This window comes from Novosphingobium sp. FG90 (assembly GCF_057808725.1).
In genome coordinates this window covers 1-24,845 of record NZ_JBMDIO010000039.1, presented here as the reverse complement: position 1 = coordinate 24,845, position 24,845 = coordinate 1, and the positions used below count along the sequence as shown (strand labels likewise).

Here is a 24,845-nt window from a genome sequence, read left to right as displayed (position 1 = left end):
CAACGCAGCGCAGTCTAACGCTTTCACGCGACAGGCTTGCCTCGACGCCAATGCAACCGGCAATGCGCCCAATCGAACAACCGGCAAACCCTTGATAGTTAGTGATACAGTCTTGACATACGGTCCACAGCAATGCGACCGATCACAGGGTCGAAACGAGCACCGAATGGCAAACTACGACGACGCTCTGAAAGTAATGGACGCGGTCGCAAAGTACCGTGAGGACGAGAGCTTGCCTAACGACCCGCACGAAATCGACCGCCTGTGCGAACGCTTGTTCTCGAACGATGGATTTGACGAAATCGCCATCGCATGGAAGCGTATTTCGAAATACGAGCGTGAGGTACACGGAGGCGATTGGCCAAAGGCCGATTGATGAGAATTGCCGTCATGCTACTATTGCCGCATGGCGAAACGGATTGAGCTCTACCAGGAAGCTGCCAAGCGGATGGCGATCAGCCCTGACGCGTGCATGGAGCAAATTCGGCGCTGCAGCATCAGTTCCAAGTTCGGATATGAGGGCACTGACCCAGCTTCGCTTGCCGCGATCGTGGGAATGGACGCAGACTGGGGTGCCGCCGCATTTGCGGAACTGCGGAGCACCGGTTTCATTAAGACGGACTGGGCCCGTTTCAAATGGTACCAGCCCAGCGGCAAGCAACTCGATGATAAGATAGCCGAACTAGCGGCAATCGAAGCCGCGGCAATCATCAGGCTGTCGTCCATGGACTGCGCGCCGGCACTACCTGTTATCCGCGCCTTGGCTGAGAACTTCCTCGAAGAAGCGGATGGCGGGGACACGATTGGGACGAGCCTTGCTCATAACAGGATGATGCTGGCGATCGTCAGCGCCACCGGCGAGCTTCGCCTCATGGAAGATTACGTCAAACACGCCAGTTTGGCGGTCGCCTATGCAGTTGCGGCTCGACTTGAGGCTGCCGACCTCGAGGGCATGAAACGTTCAGCTAATGTCATTGTGGACCTCATCGGGACGCCCGAACCGCGGGACTGTGCAGCCGAAGCTGTCGCCATGCGGCTCCACCCGAGAGAGCCCGTGATCGCGTAGGAGGCCTCACTCAGCAAAGCGGCAGGGCTACCTGACCGACCTCTTCCAAAGGCTCTATAATCGGCGTGAATGTGCGGGAGCTGCCCGCATAGGTTGGATACCCGGCTATGTTGTCCTCGATCGTCTGAAACCCATCCTGGCGGTCGTTGACCGGATAGATGCCCTCGCCCATCTTTTCGATGAGCGTCTGGAGCGAAGGGGCGATGCCATCGAAGAAGATCCGGCTAGCTGCGCGAACGCCCGCAAGGTCGCCTGACCTGGCAGATCCAAGATTGTGCGGAGATCCTGATCCATCTTGGATATCACCGCATGAAGCGGGTGGATCGCGCGCAATTGACGGAATGGATTGCTGGCGAGCTGTGCCCGGGCGGCCAGTCGATCAATGCCATGCTTGAGCATGTTTTCCTGTGGTGCCGGGACCGGCGTATTTATGGGCCGTCGCGCAAGGAGCTTGAACGTGTCGTTCGCTCACAACGGCAAGATTATCTGGACACCTGGCTGATCGGAACCAGTGATCGGCTTTCGTCAGATGCGGTGGCGTTATTGGAAGCCTCGCTTGCCGATCCGGACAGCTCGACCGGATTCAACAGGATGAAGGGTGACGCCGGACAGGCAACGCTCGACAACATTCTCGACGTGACCGAGAAACTCGCCTTTATCCAGAGACTTGATCTTCCCCATGATCTCCTGACGGCTACGGGCAAGCCATGGGTCGATCAGATTGTTCGCCGCGTTGCCGGTGAAAAGGCCTCGGAGATGCGCCGGCATGCGCCGGCGCGACAGCTCGGCCTTTATGCGATTTATCTAATGTCGCGGGAGGCGCAACTCACTGACGCGATGATCGACCTGCTGATCGAAACCGTTCACAAGATCGGAACGCGCTCGAAACGCAAGGTGGTGGGCGATATCGCGAAAGACATCGAGCGGGTCTATGGAAAGGAGCGCCTGCTGGTCGAGATCGCCAGCGCCTCGATCAATGAACCATCGGGGCGCATCTGCGATGTCATTTTCCCGATCGCCGGTAAGGCCAAGCTGGCGGCGATCGTCAAGGAGAGCCATGCGAAGGGCGCTCTGGACCGGCGCATCTACAAGGTGATGCGTGGTTCCTGGGCCAATCATTACCGGCGCATGCTGCCAAGCCTGCTTTCCGTACTTGAGTTCCGGTCGAACAACGCGGTGTGGCGGCCGGTCCTGGCGGCCCTCGACTGGATCAGGAGCAAGGTGGATGGCGGATGCCGCTTCGTGCCATTGCAGGATGTTCCGATCGATGAGGTGATTCCAGCGCGATGGCGCAGTTCCGTCATTGATGACGATGGGCGGGTAAACCGGATCAGCTATGAGCTTTGCGTCCTGACGCAACTGCGCGACCGCATCCGCTCCAAAGAAATCTGGGTGGTCGGGGCGGATCGCTATCGCAATCCCGATGACGATCTTCCCAAGGACTTCGAGATCAGGCGAGATGCGTACTATTCCGGCCTCAGCCTGACGCCAGATGCGCAGGCGTTTTGCGCCTCGATCCGGGAGGAGCTTGAACGGGAACTGTTGCTCCTCAATGCCAATATTCCACAAAACGACAAGGTCCGGCTCCTGTGGCGCGGCGACAACCGGATATCGATTACACCGTTCAAGCCCTTGCCCGAACCGAAGGGTCTCGCTTCGATCAAAAGCGAGATCGGTCAGCGCTGGCCGATGACCGGACTGCTGGACGTGTTGAAAGAGGCTGCTCTGGACACGGGATTGATGGATGCTTTCGAAACGTCGGCCTCGCGGGTTACCCTGTCGAAAGCAGCCTTGGCTCAGCGTCTTTTGCTGTGTCTCTATGGCTTGGGCACGAACGCCGGGCTCAAGCGGGTCGCTGGCGCAACACCCGATGTCAGTTACGAGGAATTGCTGCATGTCCATCGCCGTTTCATCCACGCGCCAGCGCTGAGGGAGGCGTGCGCGCGGGTAGCAAACGCGACACTGGCAATCCGCAATGCCGCAGTATGGGGAGATGCGGGCACGGCATGCGCGTCCGATTCAACGAAGTTCGGCGCGTGGGACCGCAACCTGATGACGGAATGGCACGCCCGCTATGGCGGCCGTGGCGTCATGATCTACTGGCATGTGGAGAAGCGCGCGACCTGCGTTTATTCCCAGCTCAAGCGGTGCTCTTCCTCGGAGGTCGCCTCCATGATCGAAGGCGTGCTACGCCATTGCACCGACATGGAAATCCAGCGCCAGTACGTCGATAGCCACGGCCAGAGCGCAGTCGGCTTTGCGTTCTGCCGACTCCTTGGATTTGAGCTTGCCCCGCGGCTGAAAGCAGTGGCACGCCAGAAACTGGCCCTTCCCCAAGCCGGCATGCGCACGCGGCTTTCCAATTTACTGCCGATCCTCTCCAGCCCGATCGACTGGGACGAGATCGAGCAACAATATGACGAAATGGTCAAATATGCCGCTGCCATGCAATCGCGCACCGCCGATCCGGAAGCGATCCTGCTCCGGTTTGCCAGAGCCGAAGTGATGCACCCGACCTACAAGGCGCTGAGTGAACTCGGCCGCGCGGTCAAAACAATCTTCCTATGCCGGTATTTGCGTCAGGAGGCATTCCGCCGCGAGATCCACGAAGGGCTGAATGTGGTTGAGAACTGGAACGGCGCTAATGGTTTCGTGTTCTTCGGCAAGGGCGGCGAGATCGCCACCAACCGCATCCATGAGCAGGAAATCTCCGTTCTGGCGCTACACCTCCTGCAAGCGTCGCTGGTGTATGTGAACACCCGCATGCTTCAGACCGTACTGGTTGAGCCGAAGTGGGCGGGGCGGATGACGCCGGAAGATTATCGTGGTCTCACGCCGTTGATCTACAGTCATGTGAACCCTTATGGCCGCTTCGACCTCGACCTGAACGACCGGATTGATTTTGGACGGCTTGCAGCGTGAGGCGGCTGATCGGCCTATAACATTTGGGTACACCCCAGAGTGATAGGGCCGAGTGACACCATTCGTCTGTCACAAAAGGGTGGGTTTGCGCTCAATGTGACGATACACTGCAAGAGCCACCCTAATGTGACGGATTTTGCACTTGGCTCGTATCGGATATGCCCGCGTCAGCACCACGGACCAGGATCTGGATATCCAGATTGGCCGCCTCAAGAATGCAGGTTGCGAAATTATCCGTTCCGAGACCGGATCGGGGGCCTCGCGGAGCGGGCGCACGGAACTGGAAACGATCATGCAGTTTATGCACACCGGCGACGAGCTGGTCGTGCTGCGGCTCGACCGGCTCGGCCGCTCCACGCGCGATGTCCTGAACCTGGTGCATGAGCTTGATGAAAAGGGAGCTTCGCTGCGCATCCTTGAGCCAGAGGTGACGACGGCGGGCGACATGGGGCGAATGGTCATCACCATACTCGGCATGGTCGCCGATATGGAGCTGAAGTTCATCAAGGATCGTCAGCGCGCCGGGATCGAAGCGGCGCGCGCCGAAGGCGTTTACAAAGGCCGGAAGAAGAACGTCGATGACGATGAAATCCGCCGTCGCCTTGCCGCCGGCGCCAGCAAGGCCCGCGTTGCCCGCGACCTGAAGGTCTCACGAATGACCGTCTATCGGGCGCTCGACATTATTCCGTCACAGACCAAACTGCCGGAAAAGCCGCCCACTGCCAGCATCGCCCTGCATCTGATTATCGAGAACTTCAACAAGCGTGGAAGAGGTAGAAAACCCGCTCGGGAGCGGATTGAGGCGATGCTGGAACGCGACTACGCCATGGTAAAAAACGGCAATTGTGATTACAAACTGACCGTCGCCTATGACCCCGATCCGGATGGCATTTCCCTTGATGAGGAAATCCAAAGCCTCCTCTCCGAGATGTTCAACATCGCAGAGAGCTACAATTGCTCCATGGAAGCCGATATCTACGAGGTCGGTGGTCAGCAACGGTCCTGGTAGAATCAATCAAGCGTTCAGTGTTCGTTCTTCAACCTGGCCAAAATCGCAGCTTCGGGCCGACTGGGCCTACAAGCGCCAGAACAGGCTGGATTTTGCGCTGGCCGAACTCGGCCGCATCGAGCGGACGCTATTTGCGCTCGACTGGCTTGAACAGCCCGACTTGCGTCGCGCCTGCCAGGCCGGCCTCAATAAAGGCGAAGCACGTCATACCCTTGCCGCCGCGATCTACACCAACCGACAGGGGCGGTTCACCGATCGCTCGATCGAGAATCAGGAATATCGGGCATCGGGCCTCAATCTGCTGATCGCGGCGATTTCTTACTGGAACACCGTCTATATGGACAGGGCCGCCCAGCATCTCCAATCATCCGGCGGCACCTTCGATGATGCGCTGCTTGCCCATCTCTCGCCGATGGGCTGGGTGCATATCAGTTTGACCGGCGACTATCTGTGGCAAAGGGCAAACCGGCTCTCCCCTGGCGAGTTCCGCACCCTCAACGATCCCATGGCCCGCCTCAAACTCGTGGCATAGCCAGTGTTCTCATTATGTCCGCCAAATCGTTGTCTGGCGCACAAACCTTGAGGTGACGCCGATCCTCGCTGATATTGGGTTGCTGAGTGCCCTCCACCAAGGACCCCTTCTGGTTTTTCCAGATCTCTGGCTTCACGAGATCATCCTCTAACGCCCGATATCGAATGACTTCCGGCAGCGTCAACTGGCCGTTTAAGCGGTTGGGTATCTGCAGATACAAAAACCATTCATACTTGGATTTGTCTATACTGCCATCGGGTTTCGACAGCAATGGCCGTGTGGCTTTCGGTAGTAAACGCTGATCAATGCTGACATCGCCGAGCCTATTACCGGCGACCAAATCCAACCGAGCTTGGGCCAGGGCCCCGGCTAACCGCCGCGTTTTGTCGGTACCGTCAAAACGCAGACAGCAAAAGAGCGAACGCAACAGTCCGGCTCGCAATGTGGACTCCGTATCCAGGTGCTGCCAAAATGCCTCCTCCGCCGACTGTTTCTGATTACTCAGGTATCGGCAGACTGAGTTCAGGTCGCTGACATTGAGAAACTGGAACGCCCGTTGCTGTACAGCTTGAAACGACGTATCAGGATCGATGCTGTCATCAACGAACAGGTGTAAGATATCAGCAGCTTTGCTCACATTGCGAGCTGCCTTTTGCCAATCCCGATAGACCCGTTCTTGGGCCATTTGATGCGCACGTTGTTTCACTTGCCGGAGGTGATGTATGAACCCTTCCGCAATACGTTCCAGGCCCTGCTGGTGCCGCGACTGCAGATAGCACAGCAAGTACAGGCGCTGGTTAGCAAGCGATTGACGTTTAAGTTTGGCTCCGTAGTAGTCAACCCGTTCGGCATAGTGTTGCTGGTTTTTCTGAGAGAGAGAAAGTGACTCGAGTACAGTCGTCACATCCGTCATCCACGGCTGAATATGGTGATACACGGCTATTTCTTTTTGCAACTCGGTGCCGGTAAAATTGCGGGCGCTCTGGCGTAGTTGCTGGAATGTAAACTGGCCTTCACCGGAAACCAGTGTGAGCAACATAGTTGATAGACCTTGGCTGCAAGCGGCGTCGATCTGGTCATGCAATCGTTTCTGGTGCTGGCCAATAACCTGACTGACGATCTTCTGCAGCGTACTATAGGCGGGAATTGCGATTTTCTGGCGAGCCAAATATTCGATTGCAGCGTCAAAGACTGCTCGGGGCTCCACCCAGCTTTCAGCACAGGTACACAAGTGCTCGACAAGCTGTGGCTGATGTCTTTTATCGTTCCAGTTGCTGACGCCGACGATCGATAGAACACGCGCATAGATACGGGATTTTTGGTCAGGTTTCAGGCTAAAACGCCTGAAGGTAAGGTCCCTATAGTGAAATCGGGCTATGAATACCAAGTCGTCCTGCATTGATTTGTACCTTGGGTTAAGCAGGACCGGTTTGCATTTGAAGTAGCCCAGCAAAGCAATCGCCACACAACGATATTTGCGTTGCCTTATTCTCGATATCTCCGCTAGTTCTTTGTCATTCAGCATAAAGTAGAATCGCTGGTATGACTCATTGAAGGATGGGACGCCATATAGATCCTCGACCTCGGCAGCAGTGAGGATTGATAGCCGCTTGTTTCTGCTCATTCTTTGACCTAAAGGTCGAAGAAGATACCGAATTTCTCAGCGCATTAGAAACTAATAGCCCCCTGCAGCCCACGGATGGCGGGGCCTCCGGCGGTTTTTGCAATATTTGGAGGCAAAATCCCTAGGACCCCAATAGCGCATCGAGGATCTCGATAAGACGACAGAACACCTCACCTGCCTGCATAGACATCACGGTACTGTCGGGGGCCGCAGTGACCCACTCCGCAATCTGCGCCGCTGATCGATCCAGCTCGGTCGCCAAATCGGAGATCAACGAAATCGGCAGGCCCGCCAGCACGGCGACGTGCAGGTAGTAGTGGCCTTTCGACAAACCCAGTTTTTCGCGGAGTCTTCCCATAACTGCCTCCAGGATAATTGGCCATTTGATAATGTCATCTTGGCCCCGAGTTTGTGCATGATGGTTTCGAACCATCCGCACCGTAGTTTCGAGAGAGACCGAATGAACATTACTTGAAGGCTACTCGGCAGTGCGAGAGGGCTTTGGCAGTGACGCTTTGATCGGTGTTATTATTGAAACCTGCCCAAGAGCTTCCTCTCCCGGGTACGTGTACCGGTGATGAAACTTGGTTTGAGGCGGTCTCGTTGAGGCCGCCTTTGTCGCTTCTGGGAGAGCCCCCAGTGCTAAGCAGCCATATGCGTCGAAGCGCAAAGCATCGACCGAAACTGTTCGGGGCCCTCTACGTCGGCATTTTCTCCAATCCCATGATCTCGTGCTGACCACCGACTGCGAGAATTATCTGCAATTATCTCGACATAGATAATTGATCAATTATTAACCGCCCGTCACAAAAAAGTTGTGAGTCGTGCCGACGCTCTCTTGCGAGTTCAACCAAACGGCTGATCCATCCTTTTTCTGGATGGCTGGAAGCGACCTTTACTTGAGCAGCGCTTCTTTGAGCTATTCCTTTGGATACAGCAAGTTACAGGGCAAATGTCCTAATTTTTGCCTTATCTCGGAATGCCCCTGACCCGGTTGCGTTCTGAAAAACCCCATAGGAAACATGCGGATAGGAGAGAAGTGAGTGAATTTTCCCTTTATCTCGGCATGACCCCAATTGCGCCCGCGTGACGCCAAAGACGGCCTGTGAAGGCGCCGCACCGACGAAAATCAGCAGATCAGCCCCCGAAACCGAGGCTCATACTTCCCTCTTGAGCCTTCAAGCCGCCATCATGCCGAAATCAGACGGTTCTTCGAGGTGTCCAGTTTTGGGGTAGGGCCTCACCTTTGGGCCGCTGGCGCGCTGAAATCCACCAGCACCGGCATTTCGGGTATGTCTCCGCGCAGCTTCGCCCGCCGCACAATGCTATGCTGGTCGATCAGGTTTTGCGCGTCGCGACGGCCGCTCATGGTCTTGGGAAGCCACATCATCGAAACCCGCTCGACCTTGCGGCCCTTCTTGATCGGGGTGAACTCGACCCAGAAGGGGCAGAGCTTGTTGATTTCCTCTTGAGCGACCTTGAGGCAGTATTTGTTGAAATCGGCGAAGCGTTCCAACTTGCCTTCCGGCACGTTGAGCAGGCCGCGCAGCTCCGCGATAGTGAACTCCTCGCTTTGCTTGTATTCGAGGCCGATACGGCGCTCGATCATTTCATAGAGGCAGAGCGCGTATTTCGACTCGAAACAATACATCACTTGCGTCTTGAGGCGGGCATAGACCTCGCTGTTACGCAAAATCTCAATCAGTTCTTCGGGGATGCGGTAATGCAGGAACCCGTCTTTTTCGAGGCTTTCATCGCTGGGGCCGAGAAGCTGGACGCGGCGCTTAAAGCTCTTGCCGCCCTTGCGGATCGTGACGATCGCGATGGTGCCCATCAGGCGCAGCAGCGAGCTTTCTATGCGCTCATTGCCCTGGTGCGTGCCTTTGAGCGCGCTTTTCGGGATGCGGTGGATGACCGGCTCGCCGATCCGCTCCCAGGCGTTGGCGATCAGCAGGTTATAGATTCGCCGATCGGCGAGGGTGAGGGGGGACAGCTCGACAATATCGACCAGCTCGCCGGGTTTGACAATTTCTCCATAATTGGCGGGATCAAAGGGATTGCCGCGTCCCTTTTGCGCGAGGGTCAGAGCGGTGTCGCCGTCCAGGGCAACCTTTGCCTTTCCGCCATTTACAGGTGAGGTTGCATGATTCATGCGCTCACCTTAGCAATTAAAGTGAGCTAGGCAATTCTTAAAGCTCGCCGTTCGACCATAGGGAGGGGATACCCCAAAACTCACCGATGAAAATGCCCATACCCCAACACTCACCGGACTCGACCCCAACACTCACCTTTACCGACCCCAAAGCTCACCGAAGGCTACCCGAAAACTCACGCGACTCGACCCCAACACTCACTTTTCGAGGCCATTTCTCTAGGTTTTCTGCGGGTTTGAGGCACCCTGAATCTTGAATCTAAGAAGAATCTTTGAATCAGAACGCGAACGGTGAGCTTTGGGGTAGGTTCGTCTGTGGATAACTCGCCACGCTATCCCGCGCCGCTGCTGAAGAAGAAGAAAAGCGCCGCCTCTTGGGGGCTTCGCCCCCGCCGGCTCGCGGCCTTCGGCCGCCCCGGATGGCTAAAGCCATCCTCCCACCCGGCATCCCCCATGATGAGCCGGCTTCGCCGGCACGCTTTTAATTATAAAGGGAGATTAGTCGCACCGTAGCGCCCAACCTTCCAGCACCGCGCCCAGCTCCACTGTCGCAATTGGCTTTCCAGAAAAGCCAGGCGGATAGGGCAGCGATCTATTCGAGAGGGCAGGGCAGGCGGAAACGTCGCTACTGGTGCGATTTCCGGGCCGCTGGACGGCATTTCGGGCGTTCGATAGGTCGGGGAGAGTCGAACGTGCTAAGCCGCTCTATGGGCGTCCCAGGGCAGGATTTTTCTGAAAGTAGATCCTTGTCGCCTCGCCGCGCCGACCCGCGAAAAGTGAGCCGATACCCCAAAACTCACCTTTCGCGCGGCAGCGGTAGATTTTCAACGCTTTCGGACGATTTCACGGATGCCGATATATGGCGGAACGCCATCGGTTAGATATACAAATGATATTATGATGCTTGCGCTTGAAGCCGTTTAAACGGGCTGCACCGGATCGAACCGTCCCGCGAACTCGCGATCGACATAATAGGCGAGCTTGGTGGCGACGATCGGGCGCTGGCCGGCGAGGAACAGGAGCTGCAAATCGGGCCGCAGGGTGCGGACTTCATCGGGGGTCAGCAGCGGGCGGCCGACATGTTGCACGCCGAACGAGATTCCGGTTTCGTCGGCATCGAGAGCGCGGCTCATCGTCTCGAACATCACCGTTTCCTGGCCGAGCAGATCGGAGACGAGCTTGGCGCTGTCATGGTCGTTGACGCCGAATATCTGTAACGCCCCGGCATTGGAGAAGAAGGTGCCGGCGCGCTCGCGGTAGAGCGTGCGGAGCTGGTGAATATCTTGGCAAATCGGCCAGAGCTGGACGCCGTAGCCGGCCATCAGGCCCATAGCGCGTTCGACCGGATCGAGGCGGCCGAGCGCGGCAAATTCATCGAGCAGGAACAGGACGGGGCGGGCAGGGACCGCGCCGCGCGACAGATCGGTGAGGGCTTGCGCGATCATCAGGCGCAGCCAGCGGGCATAGGCGGCGATGCGATCGGGCGGCAGGACGAGGAAGATTGTCGCCGGCGACGCCTTCATGTCGGCGAACGCGAAATCCGAGCGGCCGAGAACCCGGCCCATGCGTGGGGAATCGAGGAAATGGGTATGGCGCTGCGCGGCCGACAGCACGCCGGAGGCTTCCTTGTCGGACTTGCCGAGATGGCGATTGGCGGCGCGCGCGACCAGGCCGCCGCAGCCTTGCATGTCGGAGAGCAGGGCGGCGAAGGCTTGCGGGGCGAGCGTCAGATGATCGCGCAGCGTGGCGAGGGTGCGGGTCGCGGGCGGCTCGCTGGCGACGATATGGAGGATCAGGCCGGCGATCAGCGCCTTGGCTTCGTCGTTCCAATGCGCCTCGCCCGCTTCGCCGGGAGCGTCATAGACCAGCGCGTCGGCGAGCGTCATGGCGTCGTCGGCGAGATCGAGACCGGCGGGGTCGATCCGATCCAGCGGATTGAAGGCGGCCGAGGGCAGGCCGGTGATGCCGAACGGATCGAGGATATGGACCGGACCGAACCTGGCGCGCTCGCGCGCGGTGACGATGGCGTTCTCGCCCTTGGGGTCGATGCACACGACCGGGCCGGGATAGTCGATCAGGTTGGGAATGATCGTGCCCACCCCCTTGCCGGTGCGCGTCGGCGCGATCGTCAGCAGATGGGCGGGGCCGGGATAGCGCAGCAGCTTGCGGGTTTTCATGTCGCGGCCGATCAGCAGGCCGGTATCGGCGCGGGCGAGGGCGCGCGTCTCGTTCGCCGTGGCGAAGCGGGCCGAGCCGTGCGTGTCGTCGCCGTCAAGGCCACCATAGCGCAGGATTAGCGGTTGAAAGAGGGCGCGCAGGACGATGAGGATGACGACTAGGCCCGTCAGCATCATCAATGCCTGGTAGATCAGGGAATCGCGGGGCAGGCCGAGCAGCTTTTCCGCGATGAGCGGCATCCCCAGCCCCAGCACCAGGGCGACGATCAGGAACAGGGCCGCGACGCGCAGCAGATGGCGAATGAGGGCGATCGGGCTAAGGGTCAGCGCCGTGATCGCCCATATTGGATTGCGGCGCGACAGGCGGGCGACGTTGCGGAGCGCGCGGCCGAGCTGGCGGAACCATTCCATGTCAGGCCGTTCCTTTTCCGTTGCCGGCGAGGTGTTCCGCGCAGATCGCGGCTGCGATCGCGTGGAGATGCTTCACGCGGTAGATGATCCACGCCAGTTCGTCGGGGGTGATTTCATAGGCCGGGGAATAGCGTGCCTCGACATAGGCGCGCTGGAGCTGCGCGAAGGCGCGGCGAGCGGCGCGGGTGTCGCGCGGCCAGGCTTCGATCAGCCGGGGGTCTAGGTTTTCGGCGAGCGAGCGCAGGACGGTCAGGCGGTGCGACTTGGGGCTGTAGAGCGTCAGGACGAGCAGGAGGCCATGATAGGCGCGCTCGACGGCCTGGTGGAGCATGAAGGCGGCATGGTTGGTCTTGCCGTCGCGGATCGCATATTCGGCGAGCGTCAGGCAGTAAGCGGCATCGGGGAGCCACTTGTCATAGTGCGCCATGGCTTCGGCGTGGCGTTCCTCCGCGTAGAGCTGGCGGGGCGCAGCGAGGCGCTGTCCCGGCGCTTCGTAGAGGGCGATGCCGTCGCGGGCTATGTCGGCGAAGAAGGGACGGCCGCGCGCGAGCTGGTCGTTCACGTCCATCAGCGAATGAACGATGAAATTGACGGGGGTGGCGAGGTGCCTGGTGACGGTCAGCTCGCGCACCAGATGATCGTCAGCGGCCGCCCACCATGTTTGCAGATCGGTGAAGGTGTCGGAGTTGACGACGATGAGCAGGTCATAGTCGGAAATATAGCCGCTGGCGCGATCCTCGACCCAATCGCCGCGCGCATAGGAGCCGAACAGGATCAGCTTGAGGATGCGGCCGCCCTTGCGCTTGTCGGAGAGCTTGGTTTTGACAGCATCCTCAAATTCATCGAACAGGACGCGGGCGACCCGTTCCAGCTCGCGGCGCTTGACGGCGGGAAGATGATCGAGGCCGTCGCGCATCATGTCGGACCCGCCCCGGCGTTCGCCTCCGCGTCAAACGCTCGCTTGCCGCGCCGCTTCCAGAGCGCCAGCATATTGCTGGCGTCGTCACCCTGGACACGCGCGGCGAGGTCGAGCATCGCACCGTAAAGGGTGGCGCGGTCGTCGTCGGTCAGATCGACAAGGCCGGCTTTCTGGACGAGGCCGCCCAGCTCTATGAGATGGCGGGTGCGTTCGCGGCGGGCCACGACCCATCCCCTCGTATCGGTGCGGCGCTGCGCGGCTTCAACGCGGCGTCTCGCCTGCGCCAGTCTCGTGTCCGCCTTGAGTGTTGCCGCCAGCGCGTCGGGAAGCCTTGCGCCCGCGTCCCTGAAAGAAGGCCGCGCCCTTCACGCGCCACGCCTCCCTTTCGTCCGCGTTGGCGCTTTCGGTAGCAGCGAGTAGCGCGCCCGCCAGCGTGTCGGGGTCGAGTGCGTCGGCCCCGGTGGACGTGACTAGCTCGCCGAGCTGCTGAACCTTCTTCGCCTTGAGCGCGCGCGCCTTGTCGTTCAGCGCCCGCAGCTCCGCGTCATAGTCGCGCACCTTCCGCATATCCTCTCCCTCGCGCCCAGGATCAGGGACGCAGCGTAGCACGATCGCGCGCGCGAGGAACGCCCCCGGCAGAAAAAATGCGGCGAAGTCAATCACGCGAACGTCAGAGAGTGTGAGTGCGCGCTTATACGTCGTTGCCGACGTGCGCTAAGAAAGGCAATATAGCGGCCGTCATGGCGATCTACCATTTCTCGGCCAAGGTCATCAGTCGCGCCAACGGATCGAGCGCCGTTGCCAGCGCGGCCTATCGCGCGGCGGAACGGCTGCACGATGACCGACTCGGGCGCGACCATGATTTCTCGAACAAGGCCGGAGTCGTCCATTCGGAAATCATGCTGCCCGAAGGTGCGCCGGAGCGTTTAAACGATCGCGCGACCTTGTGGAACGAGGTCGAGGCGGGAGAGAAACGCAAGGACGCCCAGCTTGCCCGCGAGATCGAGTTTTCGATTCCGCGCGAGTTGAACCAGGCGCAGGGTGTCGCGCTCGCCTGCGAGTTTGTCGAAAAGCAGTTCGTCGAACGCGGCATGGTCGCAGACATGAACGTGCATTGGGACAGGGGGAAGGACGGCCAGCCCAAACCGCACGCGCATGTCATGTTGTCGATGCGCGAGGTTGGCCCCGAGGGCTTCGGCCAGAAGGTGCGCGAGTGGAACTCGACGCAGCTTTTGCAGGAGTGGCGCGAGGCGTGGGCGGACCATGTGAATGAGCGCCTAGCCGAGCTGGATATTGATGCTCGCATAGATCACCGGACCCTGGCGGCGCAGGGCATCGACCTTGAGCCGCAGCACAAGATCGGGCCGGCGGCGTCGCGTATGCCCGAACAGGGGCTTGAGGCCGAACGGGTCGAGGACCATGCCCGGATCGCGCGCGAGAATGGCGAGAAGATCATCGCCAGTCCCGAAATCGCGCTCGACGCCATCACCCGGCAGCAGGCGACGTTCACGCGCCGCGACCTGGCGCAGTTCGCGTTCCGGCACAGCGACGGCAAGGATCAGTTCGACCAGGTGATGAGCGCGGTGCGATCCTCGCCCGAGCTGGTGGCGCTGGGGCGGGACGGGAAGGGCGAGGATCGGTTCACGTCGCGCGACATGATCGCGGCCGAGCAGCGGTTGGAACGCGCCGCCGAAGGGCTGGCGATCGACCGGGGGCATGGCGTCGCCGATGCCCATGTGACCCGCGCGCTGGCGTCGGCCGAGGGCAGGGGGCTGGACCTGTCGGCCGAGCAGCGCGGGGCGTTGGCGCATATCACCGGCGACAAGGGCCTGGCGTCGGTCGTCGGCTATGCCGGCAGCGGCAAGTCGGCGATGCTGGGGGTGGCGCGCGAGGCGTGGGAGGCACAGGGCTACACGGTGCGGGGCGCGGCGCTGTCGGGCATCGCGGCCGAGAATCTGGAAGGCGGGTCCGCCATCGCGTCGCGGACGATCGCCAGCCTTGAATATCAATGGGAGCAGGGCCGCGAGCTGCTAGGCCCCCGCGACGTGCTGGTGATCGACGAGGCCGGCATGATCGGCACGCGCCAGATGGAGCGCGTGCTGTCCCATGCCGAGCAGGCCGGGGCGAAGGTCGTTCTTGTCGGCGACCCCGAGCAGTTGCAGGCGATCGAGGCCGGCGCGGCGTTCCGGGCCGTGACCGAGCGCCACGGTTGGGCCGAGATCACCGAGATACGCCGGCAGCGCGAGGACTGGCAGCGCGACGCGACCAGGGCGCTGGCGACGGGCAGGGCGGGCGAGGCGATCCATGCCTATGAGGCGCATGGAATGGTGCAGGCGGCCGAGACGCGCAGCCAAGCCCGCGCCGACCTTGTGGACCGCTGGGATGCCGAGCGCATCGCCGCGCCGGATCAGTCGCGGATCATCCTCACCCATACCAATGCCGAGGTGCGCGATTTGAACCTAGCCGCGCGCGATCGGCTGCGCGACGGTGGCGAGCTGGGGCCGGACGTGCGCGTGTCGGCCGAGCGGGGCGCGCGGGCGTTCGCGAACGGCGACCGCATCATGTTCCTGAAAAACGAGCGCGGGCTAGGGGTGAAGAACGGCACGCTGGGGAAGGTCGAGCAGGTCAGCCCCGAGCGCATGGCCGTTCGCCTTGATGACGGCCGCAGCGTCGCGTTCGACCTGAAAGATTATGCCCATGTCGATCACGGCTATGCCGCCACCATCCATAAATCGCAGGGCGTGACGGTCGATCGGGCGCATGTGCTGGCGACCCCCGGCATGGACCGTCATTCCGCCTATGTGGCGCTGTCGCGGCACCGCGACGGGGTGCAGCTCCATTATGGCCGCGACGACTTCGCCGATTATCGCCGGCTTGTCCGCACGCTGTCGCGCGAGCGGGCGAAGGATATGGCGTCGGATTATGGCCGTGCCCCTGATAGTCGTGATCGCGACGCCGAAGCGCGGGCCTTCGCCGATCGGCGGGGCCTCTCGGGCGAGATCCGCTTGCCGGATGCGCCCCGCGAGGCAGGGCGAGATCCGCGCGCGGAGATCTCGCCAACAGAGCGAGGATCTTCCGCAGCGCCCGAACGGGGCATGTTCGCGGGTTTCACGCCGCGCCCGATCGAGCGCACGCCCGCGGCCGAACAGACGCCGCGGCGCGGCATGTTCGACGGCTTGAAGCTGTCGGCCGAGCCGGCGAAGCCTGCCCCGGCGCGTGCCGATCGCGGCGAGGACCGCGCTTTCACGCGCGCGGTCGAGCGCGCCTCGCGTTCGGCCGAGGCGGTGTTGCAGGCGCGCGCATCAGGCGGGCCGGTGCTGGAACATCAGAAAGTCGCGCTCGAACGCGCGACGGAGGCGCTGGACCAGATCAGGCCCGGAGCCTCGCGCGATATGGCGTCGGCGTTCCAGCGCGACCCCGCCTTGCTGCGCGAGGCGGCGGCGGGGCGCAGCGGCCCGATGGTCGAGGCGATGCGGCATGAGGCCCGCGTGCGCGCCGATCCTGCCCTGCGCGCCGATCGCTTCGTGGAACGCTGGCAGGCGCTTCGCCAGGACCGCGACCGGCTTTATCGCGCCGGCGACATGACGGGGCGCGAGAAGGCGGGCAAGGAAATGGCGGGCATGGCGAAAAGCCTTGAGCGCGATCCCCAGGTGGAATCGATCCTGCGCGGCCGTGTCCGCGAGCTGGGGCTTGAGATCGGCATGAACCGCAGCCGCGACATGGGGCGGGGCGATTTGGGCCGCCAGTTGACGCAGGATTTGGGGATAGGCCGTGATCGTGGATTGAGCCGGTAAGGAGAAAAGAACGATGGATGAGGATAGCCAGGAGCGCGACGACCCGGCGCTGGCGTTCGAGCGGTTGCGCGGCGAGGTGTCGTTGTTGCGCCATGCGGTCGAGGCGCTGACCACGGCGCGCGAGTCCATCGACATTCCCGATTACGAGCCGACGCTAGAGCGCACCGAAAAGGTGCTGGGTATCCTGGTGCAGCAGATCGACGGCGTGCGGAAAAGCCCCGCCATGACGCTCACCCCGGAGAATATGGGGGGCCGTTTAAACGCTTCCGTTGCCGAGGCGACCCGCGAATTGCAGCATCAGGTCCAATCCACGAAATCGGCCTTGTCGTCCGCGACCTTCGACTTGCAAAAAATGGTCGCGTCTGCGCGGCGCGGCGATGTGCAAAATCGCTGGCTCGCTATCGCCGGGGGCGGTGGCCTGGTGCTGGGGCTGTTGCTCTATGCGCTGCTCGCCGGCCCGATCGCCCGGATGATGCCGGCGAGCTGGCTTTGGCCCGAGAGCATGGCGACGCGGGCGCTTGGCGAAAAGTCGGCATGGGATGCGGGGCAACGGTTGATGCAGACGGCCGCGCCGGAGAGCTGGGGCTTGATCGTCGCGGCCGCCCCGCTCGCCGATGGCAACCGCGAAGCGGTGCAGGCGTGCCGCGAGCAGGCCGAGAAGGCGAAGAAGCCGGTGCGCTGCACGATCGAAGTGAGGCCCGCGACCGCGCAATAGGTGGAGTTTTCAAGCCTGTCGCCGCCGCACCTGCCCCCGTCATGCGGGATTCACGCCCCGTTCCGCAATGGCTCACCTTGCTCTCCGGGGGCGGGAGCCATAGCCATGCAAGAACATGTCCACGGCCTCGGCCGCTTCTCTGGCGATCGCGTCGGCCGAGCTGTCCAGTTCCAGCCCGCACACCCGCCGCACCAGCAACCGGCACATGCATATCTCCAGAAGCTGTTCCGCCGCCCGCAAACTGGACGGCGCGCGCGAGCGGGGCAAGAGTCGGCCTGCGCGGAGCTGTCCTTCCAGAAGCTCGGACAGCATCAGATGATGCGCCAGTAGCACCCGCCGATAATAAGCGCGGCCCAACTCTGGAAAGCGTTGGCCCTCCGCGACGATGAGGCGGAAAATCGTCTCGGCCACCGGCGTCAGCATGGCCGACATGAACGCCGTGCAATAGTCGATCAGCCGTTGCCGCGCGTCGCCCTGCGAAGGGGCGACGCTGCGCGGCTCGATTTCGTCCAGCCAGGCGGAGAGGGCGGCCGCGAACAAATCCTCCTTTGATTGGAAATAGGCCCAAAGCGTGGCTTTGGACCCGCCAATCTCGGCCGCGATGGCGGACATGGAAGCACCGCCGAACCCATGTTCAGCAAAGTGCCGCTGCGCGATCGTCACGATCGCGCAGCGGCGCTCTTCGCGTTTGATCCCGCGCCGGGGTGCCTCGCCATCAAGATTGCGCGGCACGGAACCGCCTCAATGGCTGACTTGTTGGAGCGGTCCTTTGGGTCGTTTCGCGAGCCAGATTACCCCTGCGAACACCAGAATAAGGATCGTCGCCATCGCATAGAAATCGTTGGTGGCGAGCATCACGGCCTGCATGTCCACCATTCGGGAGAAGGCGGCGAGGCCGGAACCGGGCTGCAATCCGGGCAGAGACGCAGGAGCCATTGTCGGGTCAATGATCGCGACCAGCTCGGCGCGATTTCCTTTCGTCGCATTCTCCCAATAGGTCGAAGTCAGCGACGAGCCCACCGCCATCGCCATGATGCGGATGAAGTTTTGCAACCCCGAACCGTTGGCGATCTTTTCGGGGGGAAGCTCCGACACGCCCAGCGACGTGAGCGTGACCAGACAGGCCGGCACACCAGCGCCAAGCACGAACATGGGGATCGCGACCGACATGAAATCAGCCTGCGCGTTCAGCAGCGCGCGCATGAAGAAGGAGATGGCGAGAACCACCATACCATAGGTGACGATCAGGCGCGGGTCGATCTTGCCCATGAGCCGCCCGACGATCGGGGCCGTCACGACCGCCAAAATCCCCATGGGCGCGGTCGCAAAGCCCGCCCAGGTCGCGGTGTAGCCCATCATCTGTTGCAGCCAGAGCGGGGTCAGCACGATATTTCCGAAGAACAGCCCGAACATTAGCCCCAGCGATAGCGTGGAGATGAGCCAGGTCCGGTTTTTGAACACCGAAAGGTCGATCACCGGATCATCGTCGGTCAGCTCCCACAGGATCAGCGCGCCGAGCGCGATCGCCGCGACGATCGCCATCCAGACGATGAAGGAGGATGAGAACCAGTCCAGTTCGCGCCCCTTGTCGATCATGGTCTGGAACGCGCTCACGAACACGACGAGGAGAAGGAGGCCCACTATGTCGATCCGGCTGCGCGAGATCGGCGTTTCGCGGTTGTGCAGCAGCCACCAGGCGACGCCGCTAACGGCAAGCCCGAAGAAGATGTTGATGTAGAAAATCCAGCCCCAATGATAATTGTCGGAGATGTAGCCTCCGAGGATAGGGCCGAAGATCGGGGCCACCACGGTCGTCATGCCCCATATCGCCAAAGCGATGTTGCTCTTGTCCTTGGGAAAGACCGAAATCAGCAGGGTGGCCGTTAGCGGGATGATCGGGCCACCCGCGAAACCTTGCAGGATGCGGGACAGCACCAGGAAGCCGAGCGAGCCGGACAGCCCGCAAAGGATCGAGCAAATCACGAAGGCGATGACGCAGGCCGTGAACAGCCGCACTTCCCCGAACCGGCGCGAGAGCCAGCCCGTCAGGGGAACGGTGATGGCTTCGGCGACCGCATAGGCCGTGATGATCCACGTCCCCTCTGTCGTTGAGACACCAAGATCGCCCGAAATCGTCGGCATCGCCACATTGGCGATCGTCGTATCGAGCACCACCACGAAATTGCCGAACGACAGCGCGGCCGCCGCCATGGCGAGTTTCGCGCCTGTCAGCGGCGGATAACCCTCAGCACTATGTGCGGACATTTCAGCGTGCCCCGGAAAGATCGACCGTTGCGTGCATCGACAAGCCGACGCGCAGCGGATGCTCTTTCAGTTCCTTCGGATCGAGCCGGATGCGAACGGGAAGGCGCTGGACGACCTTGATCCAGTTGCCGGTCGCGTTCTGCGCGGGGATCGCGGCAAAGGCCGAGCCGGAACCGCCTGCGAACCCTTCCACGCGGCCATGATACACCACGTCCGAGCCGTAGAGGTCCGAGGTGAGATGCACCGGCTGACCGGGCTTGACGCCGCGAAGCTGGCCTTCCTTGAAGTTGGCATCGACATACATATCCTGCACGGGAACAACGACCATCACCGGCACGCCTGGCTGCACCCGCTGGCCGACCGCGACATGGCGCTGATCCACGACGCCATCGACCGGCGCGCGGATGACGGCGCGTGAGAGGTCGACCTTTGCCTGATCCAGACGCGCCTTCGCGGCAAGAACTTCCGGGTTGGTTTCGACGGTCGTGTCCTCGACAAGCACCTGATTGGCGCGCCGCGCGCCAGCGGCGGCCGCGACACGCGCCTTGGCCTGGTTGACGGCGGCTTGCGCCACCCGAACCGCCGTTTGCGAGTCCGACAATTCCTGCTGCGAGATCGCGCCGGGCGCGGCGAGACGCTGGCGACGCCGCTCATCGAGCAACGCCTTGTCGAGATCGGCCTGCGCGCGAAGCAGATCGGCCGCGCCCACGCCCTCCTGGCCTGCGAGATTCACGTCATTTTCCTGAACCTGCCGGACCTGCCGACGCGCGCGGCCGAGCGCCGCTTCGGCCTGCGCGACCGCAAGGCGCAGATCGGTGTCGTCCAGCTCCACCAGCACGTCGCCGGCGCGCACCGCCTGGGTGTTGACGACAGCCACCCGCTTGACCGGGCCGCCGACAAGCGGCGTGACCTGCGACACCTCGACATTCGTGTAGGCGTTCTCGGTCGATTCCGTGTCGCCGGCGATGAAGGTCGCCCATATCCACCAGCACAGGGCGATCAGGACGATTGCGCCGCCGAAGATGAGGAACAGCCGCTTTCGCTTCCCGCTCTTGGACGGGGGCGGGGTGTCCTGCATATCGTGGTCTTGCTCAAGGGTGGCGTCGGTCATCGGTTATTCCCAGTCAAGAGTTGGTATCGCTGGCCGGGACAGCCGCCTTGAAGCCGCCGCCCAGGGCTTTCGCCAAGGCAATGTCGAGGATGAAGCCCCGCAGGCGCAGGGCGGCCGCTTGCTCGCGCGCGGCCAGAAGGGCGTCCTCGCTGATGAGGACCGATTGGTAGTCGGAGAGGCCCCCTTCATAGCGCATCTTGGCGAGGCCATAAGCCGCGTCCTGGCGCGCGACCGCCGCATCTGTCCGATCCACGCGCTCATGGAGCGCCCGCAGCGACGTTGCCGCGTCAGCGGCTTGATGGAGTGCCTGGAGTAGTGTTTCGTTGTAGGTCGCGACCGCCGCGTCATAGTCGCCCCGCGCACCGCGATAGCGTGCGCTTAATCGCCCGCCCTGGAAGATCGGCAGGCTGATCGCAGGCCCGAAGGAACCGATCACCGATTCCGACTTGAAAAGATTGTCGAGGCCGAACGAGGCAAGACCGATGAGGCCGCTGATATTGACGTTCGGATAGAAGCCGGCGCGGGCGACGCCTATGCGCTCGGCGGCGGATTCCACCCGCCATCTTGCGGAAACGACTTGCGGATTACGTCCGACGAGTTCGGCCGGAATGTTTGCCGGCAGGGCGTCGGGGCGTCGGGTGCGAAGTGTAGGGGCTTCGATCGACAGGCCGCGATCCGGCCCCGCGCCCACCAGCGCCGCGAGCGCATTGCGGCTAAGCCCGATCGCCTCGTTTATCGCCGCGAGTTGGGCTTCGGCGCTCTCGACGCCGCCTTGTGCCTGTTCCAGCGACGTGCGCGGCTCAAGGCCGGCATCGAAACGCCGTGACACCAGATCGAGCGTTGCCCGCCGTATCCGCACCGCATCGGTGGCGACGTCCTGACGGACCAGCAATTGCGCGAAATCGACATAGGTGGTGGACACGGCCGCCGCGAGGGCGAGGCGGGCCGTCGCGTCATCGGCTTCGGCCGCCTTTTTCTCCGAGACAGTGGCGCGCAGCGCCTTCCTGTTCTTGCCCCAAAGATCAAGGTCGTAGTTGAGGCTTCCGAGGCCCGCCACCAGCATGTGCCAGTCGCCATCGGTAGGCAGACCGATGCTTTGTGTAATGCGCGATTCGCGCCCGGTAACGGTAGCGCCGACGCTAGGCAGGAGGGCCGCCCGCGCCAGCTCGACCTGCGCGCCCGCCATACGGATTCGTGCGGCCGCTTGCTCGATGGTCGGTGAATCCCGCAGCGCCTCACTGACCAGCGCATCGAGTTGCGCGTCGTCGAAGGACCGCCACCAATCATCGTTCGGCCAATCCTGCGACGAACCCGCGAGCGAGCGCGTCGATGAGAATGAGCCGGGCAGGGCCGGGTCGGGGCGGGGACCAAGATTAGGGATGCTCGCACATCCGCTCAGTCCGGCCACCAGCATAAGTGTCGCTATTCGCCGCATCGTCCACCGTTGGTAATTCAGATTACCGCTTGACCGGTAAGGTAACGGACATTACCAGTCAAGAGGTAAGGCGAATGGAGTTGCAAATGGCCACAGCCACCCACGCGCGCCGTCCGTCGAAGAACGCCAGGCGGGCCGCCATCCTCGAAGCGGCAGCGCAGGTCTTTTTCGAGCAGGGCTATGCCGCCACCAGCATCGACGCGATCATCAAGCGTCTCGGCGGCTCGAAGCGAACGATCTACAACGAGTTTGGCAGCAAGGAGGGGCTGTTCACCGCCCTGGTTTCTGAAAACGCGGGCACGGCACTTTCCGCCCTTGCGGTTGATGGTCTGGAGGGCCGGAGTCTTAGCGAGGTTCTACTTGAATTTGGCCGGCGCTTACTCGCTATCTACATGTCTCCCGGTTTGATCGGCGTCTATCGTTCGATCATGCCCGAAGCTGGCCGCTTTCCAGAGCTGGCGCGCGAATTTTTCGAGAAGGGGCCGGGTCGCGCTTCCGATCGGCTCGCCGAGGTTCTGGAAGAAGCCCGCGATCGCGGCGAAATCGAACTCGAAGATTGTCGGGGTGCGGCAGACCACTTCGTCGGCATGTTTCGCGACAATCTCCATCTGCAAGTTGTTCTTGGCCTCCGACCGCCGCCATCGCCCCCCGAGGCCGAAGCAGCCGTGACCTCCGCCGTCGGGATTTTCCTCCACGGAATCTACGGCGTGGACCGGGAAGGGAGAGCGAAGGGGCAGATGAGCAATGGCTAATACGAAACAGCGACCGCTATCGCCGCACGCGACGATTTATCGACCACCGATCGCAATGATGACGTCGATCATGCATCGTTTCTCCGCCATTGCGATATCGCTGGTCGGGATGCCCTTGCTGCTTTGGTGGTTGTGGTCGATTTCCGAAGGCGCCGACGCATATGAGCGCTTTACCGCCTTCGCGACGAGCTGGTTCGGCACATACATCCTGTTCGGGTTGTCCTGGTGCGTGTTCCAGCATCTAGCATCGGGCATCCGCCACTTCGTCATGGATATTGGAGCTGGGTATCGCCTCAAGACGGCGCGCTTGGGAGCGATCGGCACCTTTGTATTTTCATCGACCATGACCTTGGGATTCTGGACAATATTGGAAATGAAATAGCATCGGGACGTTATGTTATGAGTTCCCCTAAGAAGCATGAAATTCAAAGTCTCATAGAGATGCTATCCATTAGCAACAGCATGGGAGCGACTATACAGCTTGTCTTGGTAGTCGCAGCGCTTTGTGCGGTTTTCAGCACATTATTCTGGTGGATACGATGATCGCGATTGTCGCGTCACGTTGTCCCCTAAAGACCTGACGGGGCCTCGCGCGATGGTGGCCAACGACAACGAGCCGATACCGCACACGGAGTGCCGGGAAGGGCGCGTCGAGACGCATGAGGCGTCGCTGTCGGAAAGTCTGTCGCGTCTCGAATTGACTATCATCGCGCTTGCCGAGGCCGACAGTCCGGCGAGCCTTTTCGAGCCTTCCCGCCTGCACAGATGGTATCGCGTTCTTGTTGCCACGCGGTTGCCCAACCGGCTCGCGAATCCGCGACTTGAGGCGCTGCGGCGTTTCGCGATTCTGGCTCGCTACGGCCTCGCTGATGACCCTGGCGAACGTATGAGAATTGCAAGGGCGGGGTTCAACATGGAGCAGATCGAGCTGATCGCGGGCCGGGTCGCGGCCTTTCGCAACCGGCCACATGGCATCTTCTCGACCATAGCGGCTTGGCGTTTCCGCGTATTGGTGCGTCTGCTTTCTACGAAGCAGGCTCCCGACGAAGATGATGTGGCGTCTGCAAACCCGGATATGGGCAAGCCAGTAAATCCAGATGAACAATCGAACGGCGATGAAGGAGCGACAGCGCGCCTAGGTGCGGGTCCGAACACCGATTTCAGCGGTCGTTGGGTCGTTTCTCTTAGGAGCGGCGGCGATGACCATGATCTTCGCGCTATCCTCACCGAATTTGGCCAGCGGCTTCTCACGGCGATCACTTCGCCAACGCTTCTTCCGATCTACAAGGCAGCGGTTGGCGACCCCGGAATTTCGCCGGATTCTATCAAACAATTTTTCGATGATGGTCCCCGCGCCGTGACCGATGGCCTCGCCCATATGCTTCGGAGCGCCGCGACGAGGGAGGAAATCTTTGTCAATGACTGCGCGATCGCCGCGCAGCAGTTCGTGGGAATGGTGCGCGCCAATATCCAATTGGAGGTGGCTCTAGGACTCCGCCCCGCCCCGCCACCAGATGAAATACGGCATGTCGTCGACCAAGCCGTCGAGATTTTCCTTCGCGGTATCCAATGCAAATGCCCGCCGCCGCGCCCGCAGGCAGCAACGGTCCAGCGTGGGCGGCGATGACCGATCGGATGTGGCTGATTCCCCCCAATCCCCAAAACCAGAGAAAGGGAAACTTTGATGTCAAACCTTGTGGAAGTCATGATCGGGACGGAGCGCAGCTCGGCTACGGCGCTTGGTGATTATCATTTCACGAAGCATCCCGCGATCGGCGAGAGAGTGGACATTGATGCGAAATCCCTGATCGTGGTCGATGCTTGGCACCGGCCCAGCACAACATTCGCCGGCTCTAAATTTACCGTTGTGCTGAACGAACACGCCGAACCTGCAAACAGATAGGCGACCACCATCGACCCCCCCCGTCGATGCGATAGGTTGCCGCGGGGGGGGGGGGGGG

General features: G+C 61.5%; 22 protein-coding genes and 1 pseudogene. 11 read left to right on the top strand and 12 right to left on the bottom strand.

The features are described from left to right. The first annotated feature begins 166 nt into the window (after positions 1-166). Both ACODRZ_RS22885 and ACODRZ_RS22880 read left to right on the top strand, forming a co-directional pair. Positions 167-376 (top strand): hypothetical protein, encoded by a 210-nt coding sequence (locus ACODRZ_RS22885; RefSeq protein ID WP_058539811.1) that lies wholly within the window; start codon positions 167-169, stop codon positions 374-376. Positions 377-406: 30 nt separating this feature from the next. Then, the gene (locus ACODRZ_RS22880) at positions 407-1,066 is read left to right on the top strand and encodes a hypothetical protein (RefSeq protein WP_058539810.1); all 660 of its coding nucleotides are present in this window, start codon (positions 407-409) and stop codon (positions 1,064-1,066) included. A gap of 10 nt (positions 1,067-1,076) precedes the next feature. Here ACODRZ_RS22880 and ACODRZ_RS22875 read toward each other — a convergent pair whose 3' ends face one another. Continuing rightward, positions 1,077-1,238 (bottom strand): hypothetical protein, encoded by a 162-nt coding sequence (locus ACODRZ_RS22875; RefSeq protein WP_488972792.1) that lies wholly within the window; start codon positions 1,236-1,238, stop codon positions 1,077-1,079. A 137-nt stretch (positions 1,239-1,375) separates the two neighbouring features. On the opposite strand from ACODRZ_RS22875, the gene ACODRZ_RS22870 reads away from it, so the two are divergent. The 3 genes and pseudogenes from ACODRZ_RS22870 to ACODRZ_RS22860 all read left to right on the top strand — a co-directional run. Next, positions 1,376-3,988, top strand: a complete 2,613-nt coding sequence (locus ACODRZ_RS22870; RefSeq protein WP_488972791.1) for a Tn3 family transposase — start codon at positions 1,376-1,378, stop codon at positions 3,986-3,988. A 142-nt stretch (positions 3,989-4,130) separates the two neighbouring features. Continuing rightward, positions 4,131-4,997 carry a recombinase family protein gene (locus tag ACODRZ_RS22865; RefSeq protein WP_006953933.1) on the top strand — a complete coding sequence of 289 codons (867 nt, stop codon included), beginning with the start codon at positions 4,131-4,133 and terminating at the stop codon, positions 4,995-4,997. Between the two features lies 1 nt (position 4,998). Further along, positions 4,999-5,529: pseudogene (locus ACODRZ_RS22860) on the top strand (Tn3 family transposase); the annotation flags it as partial. Here ACODRZ_RS22860 and ACODRZ_RS22855 read toward each other — a convergent pair. The 7 genes from ACODRZ_RS22855 to ACODRZ_RS22825 form a co-directional block, all read right to left on the bottom strand. Further along, entirely contained in the window at positions 5,513-7,153 is a 1,641-nt protein-coding gene (locus ACODRZ_RS22855) for a DUF4158 domain-containing protein (protein ID WP_488972790.1), read from the bottom strand. The pseudogene ACODRZ_RS22860 and the gene ACODRZ_RS22855 overlap by 17 nt on opposite strands. Positions 7,154-7,274: 121 nt before the next feature. Further along, the gene (locus ACODRZ_RS22850) at positions 7,275-7,511 is read right to left on the bottom strand and encodes a hypothetical protein (RefSeq protein WP_488972789.1); all 237 of its coding nucleotides are present in this window, start codon (positions 7,509-7,511) and stop codon (positions 7,275-7,277) included. Between the two features lie 882 nt (positions 7,512-8,393). Then, positions 8,394-9,305 (bottom strand): replication initiation protein, encoded by a 912-nt coding sequence (locus ACODRZ_RS22845; RefSeq protein WP_015063480.1) that lies wholly within the window; start codon positions 9,303-9,305, stop codon positions 8,394-8,396. A gap of 920 nt (positions 9,306-10,225) precedes the next feature. Beyond that, a complete protein-coding gene (locus ACODRZ_RS22840; RefSeq protein WP_020817742.1) occupies positions 10,226-11,893 on the bottom strand; it encodes a type IV secretory system conjugative DNA transfer family protein in 1,668 nt (555 codons plus the stop codon). A gap of 1 nt (position 11,894) precedes the next feature. Then, positions 11,895-12,809: a HEPN domain-containing protein gene (locus ACODRZ_RS22835; protein WP_139139475.1), complete on the bottom strand. Its 915-nt coding sequence runs from the start codon at positions 12,807-12,809 to the stop codon at positions 11,895-11,897. Then, entirely contained in the window at positions 12,809-13,036 is a 228-nt protein-coding gene (locus tag ACODRZ_RS22830) for a conjugal transfer protein TraD (protein WP_020817744.1), read from the bottom strand. The genes ACODRZ_RS22835 and ACODRZ_RS22830 overlap by 1 nt, the downstream gene beginning before the upstream one ends. Before the next feature lie 37 nt (positions 13,037-13,073). Further along, positions 13,074-13,379, bottom strand: a complete 306-nt coding sequence (locus ACODRZ_RS22825; RefSeq protein ID WP_020817745.1) for a conjugal transfer protein TraD — start codon at positions 13,377-13,379, stop codon at positions 13,074-13,076. A 173-nt stretch (positions 13,380-13,552) separates the two neighbouring features. On the opposite strand from ACODRZ_RS22825, the gene traA reads away from it, so the two are divergent. Both traA and ACODRZ_RS22815 read left to right on the top strand, forming a co-directional pair. After that, on the top strand, positions 13,553-16,606 hold the full coding sequence (gene traA, locus ACODRZ_RS22820) for a Ti-type conjugative transfer relaxase TraA (RefSeq protein ID WP_020817746.1): 3,054 nt from the start codon (positions 13,553-13,555) through the stop codon (positions 16,604-16,606). A 13-nt stretch (positions 16,607-16,619) separates the two neighbouring features. After that, entirely contained in the window at positions 16,620-17,321 is a 702-nt protein-coding gene (locus ACODRZ_RS22815) for a DUF6118 family protein (RefSeq protein ID WP_020817747.1), read from the top strand. 72 nt (positions 17,322-17,393) lie between these two features. Here the strand turns inward: ACODRZ_RS22815 and ACODRZ_RS22810 are convergent, their stop codons facing one another. Genes ACODRZ_RS22810 through ACODRZ_RS22795 form a run of 4 tightly spaced genes read right to left on the bottom strand, consistent with a single transcriptional unit; the run spans position 17,394 to position 22,111 of the window. Then, entirely contained in the window at positions 17,394-18,053 is a 660-nt protein-coding gene (locus tag ACODRZ_RS22810; RefSeq protein WP_020817748.1) for a TetR/AcrR family transcriptional regulator, read from the bottom strand. Positions 18,054-18,062: 9 nt separating this feature from the next. After that, on the bottom strand, positions 18,063-19,532 hold the full coding sequence (locus ACODRZ_RS22805; RefSeq protein ID WP_488963142.1) for a DHA2 family efflux MFS transporter permease subunit: 1,470 nt from the start codon (positions 19,530-19,532) through the stop codon (positions 18,063-18,065). Positions 19,533-19,587: 55 nt separating this feature from the next. Next, positions 19,588-20,697, bottom strand: coding sequence for an HlyD family secretion protein (locus tag ACODRZ_RS22800; RefSeq protein WP_021224645.1), 1,110 nt, complete (start codon positions 20,695-20,697; stop codon positions 19,588-19,590). A 13-nt stretch (positions 20,698-20,710) separates the two neighbouring features. Next, positions 20,711-22,111 (bottom strand): efflux transporter outer membrane subunit, encoded by a 1,401-nt coding sequence (locus tag ACODRZ_RS22795; protein ID WP_020817751.1) that lies wholly within the window; start codon positions 22,109-22,111, stop codon positions 20,711-20,713. A 107-nt stretch (positions 22,112-22,218) separates the two neighbouring features. On the opposite strand from ACODRZ_RS22795, the gene ACODRZ_RS22790 reads away from it, so the two are divergent. The 4 genes from ACODRZ_RS22790 (at position 22,219) to ACODRZ_RS22775 (ending at position 24,787) form a co-directional block, all read left to right on the top strand. Next, positions 22,219-22,884, top strand: a complete 666-nt coding sequence (locus tag ACODRZ_RS22790) for a TetR/AcrR family transcriptional regulator (protein ID WP_488963141.1) — start codon at positions 22,219-22,221, stop codon at positions 22,882-22,884. Continuing rightward, on the top strand, positions 22,877-23,266 hold the full coding sequence (gene sdhC, locus ACODRZ_RS22785; protein WP_029986468.1) for a succinate dehydrogenase, cytochrome b556 subunit: 390 nt from the start codon (positions 22,877-22,879) through the stop codon (positions 23,264-23,266). Before ACODRZ_RS22790 ends, sdhC begins: the two co-directional genes overlap by 8 nt. 213 nt (positions 23,267-23,479) lie before the next feature. Next, positions 23,480-24,511, top strand: coding sequence for a TetR/AcrR family transcriptional regulator C-terminal domain-containing protein (locus ACODRZ_RS22780; protein WP_020817754.1), 1,032 nt, complete (start codon positions 23,480-23,482; stop codon positions 24,509-24,511). Between the two features lie 57 nt (positions 24,512-24,568). Beyond that, positions 24,569-24,787, top strand: a complete 219-nt coding sequence (locus ACODRZ_RS22775; protein WP_020817755.1) for a hypothetical protein — start codon at positions 24,569-24,571, stop codon at positions 24,785-24,787. Positions 24,788-24,845 lie beyond the last annotated feature (58 nt).

What these genes read in the sequence shown, in the direction of transcription:
- ACODRZ_RS22885 (WP_058539811.1), top strand. Translation starts at nt 167, where the DNA reads ATGGCAAACTACGACGACGCTCTGAAAGTAATGGACGCGGTCGCAAAG.
- ACODRZ_RS22880 (WP_058539810.1), top strand. Translation starts at nt 407, where the DNA reads ATGGCGAAACGGATTGAGCTCTACCAGGAAGCTGCCAAGCGGATGGCG.
- ACODRZ_RS22875 (WP_488972792.1), bottom strand. Translation starts at nt 1,238, where the DNA reads ATGGGCGAGGGCATCTATCCGGTCAACGACCGCCAGGATGGGTTTCAG.
- ACODRZ_RS22870 (WP_488972791.1), top strand. Translation starts at nt 1,376, where the DNA reads ATGAAGCGGGTGGATCGCGCGCAATTGACGGAATGGATTGCTGGCGAG.
- ACODRZ_RS22855 (WP_488972790.1), bottom strand. Translation starts at nt 7,153, where the DNA reads ATGAGCAGAAACAAGCGGCTATCAATCCTCACTGCTGCCGAGGTCGAG.
- ACODRZ_RS22850 (WP_488972789.1), bottom strand. Translation starts at nt 7,511, where the DNA reads ATGGGAAGACTCCGCGAAAAACTGGGTTTGTCGAAAGGCCACTACTAC.
- ACODRZ_RS22845 (WP_015063480.1), bottom strand. Translation starts at nt 9,305, where the DNA reads ATGAATCATGCAACCTCACCTGTAAATGGCGGAAAGGCAAAGGTTGCC.
- ACODRZ_RS22840 (WP_020817742.1), bottom strand. Translation starts at nt 11,893, where the DNA reads ATGGAATGGTTCCGCCAGCTCGGCCGCGCGCTCCGCAACGTCGCCCGC.
- ACODRZ_RS22835 (WP_139139475.1), bottom strand. Translation starts at nt 12,809, where the DNA reads ATGCGCGACGGCCTCGATCATCTTCCCGCCGTCAAGCGCCGCGAGCTG.
- ACODRZ_RS22825 (WP_020817745.1), bottom strand. Translation starts at nt 13,379, where the DNA reads ATGCGGAAGGTGCGCGACTATGACGCGGAGCTGCGGGCGCTGAACGAC.
- traA (WP_020817746.1), top strand. Translation starts at nt 13,553, where the DNA reads ATGGCGATCTACCATTTCTCGGCCAAGGTCATCAGTCGCGCCAACGGA.
- ACODRZ_RS22815 (WP_020817747.1), top strand. Translation starts at nt 16,620, where the DNA reads ATGGATGAGGATAGCCAGGAGCGCGACGACCCGGCGCTGGCGTTCGAG.
- ACODRZ_RS22805 (WP_488963142.1), bottom strand. Translation starts at nt 19,532, where the DNA reads ATGGCGGCGGCCGCGCTGTCGTTCGGCAATTTCGTGGTGGTGCTCGAT.
- ACODRZ_RS22800 (WP_021224645.1), bottom strand. Translation starts at nt 20,697, where the DNA reads ATGACCGACGCCACCCTTGAGCAAGACCACGATATGCAGGACACCCCG.
- ACODRZ_RS22795 (WP_020817751.1), bottom strand. Translation starts at nt 22,111, where the DNA reads ATGCTGGTGGCCGGACTGAGCGGATGTGCGAGCATCCCTAATCTTGGT.
- ACODRZ_RS22790 (WP_488963141.1), top strand. Translation starts at nt 22,219, where the DNA reads ATGGCCACAGCCACCCACGCGCGCCGTCCGTCGAAGAACGCCAGGCGG.
- sdhC (WP_029986468.1), top strand. Translation starts at nt 22,877, where the DNA reads ATGGCTAATACGAAACAGCGACCGCTATCGCCGCACGCGACGATTTAT.
- ACODRZ_RS22780 (WP_020817754.1), top strand. Translation starts at nt 23,480, where the DNA reads ATGGTGGCCAACGACAACGAGCCGATACCGCACACGGAGTGCCGGGAA.
- ACODRZ_RS22775 (WP_020817755.1), top strand. Translation starts at nt 24,569, where the DNA reads ATGTCAAACCTTGTGGAAGTCATGATCGGGACGGAGCGCAGCTCGGCT.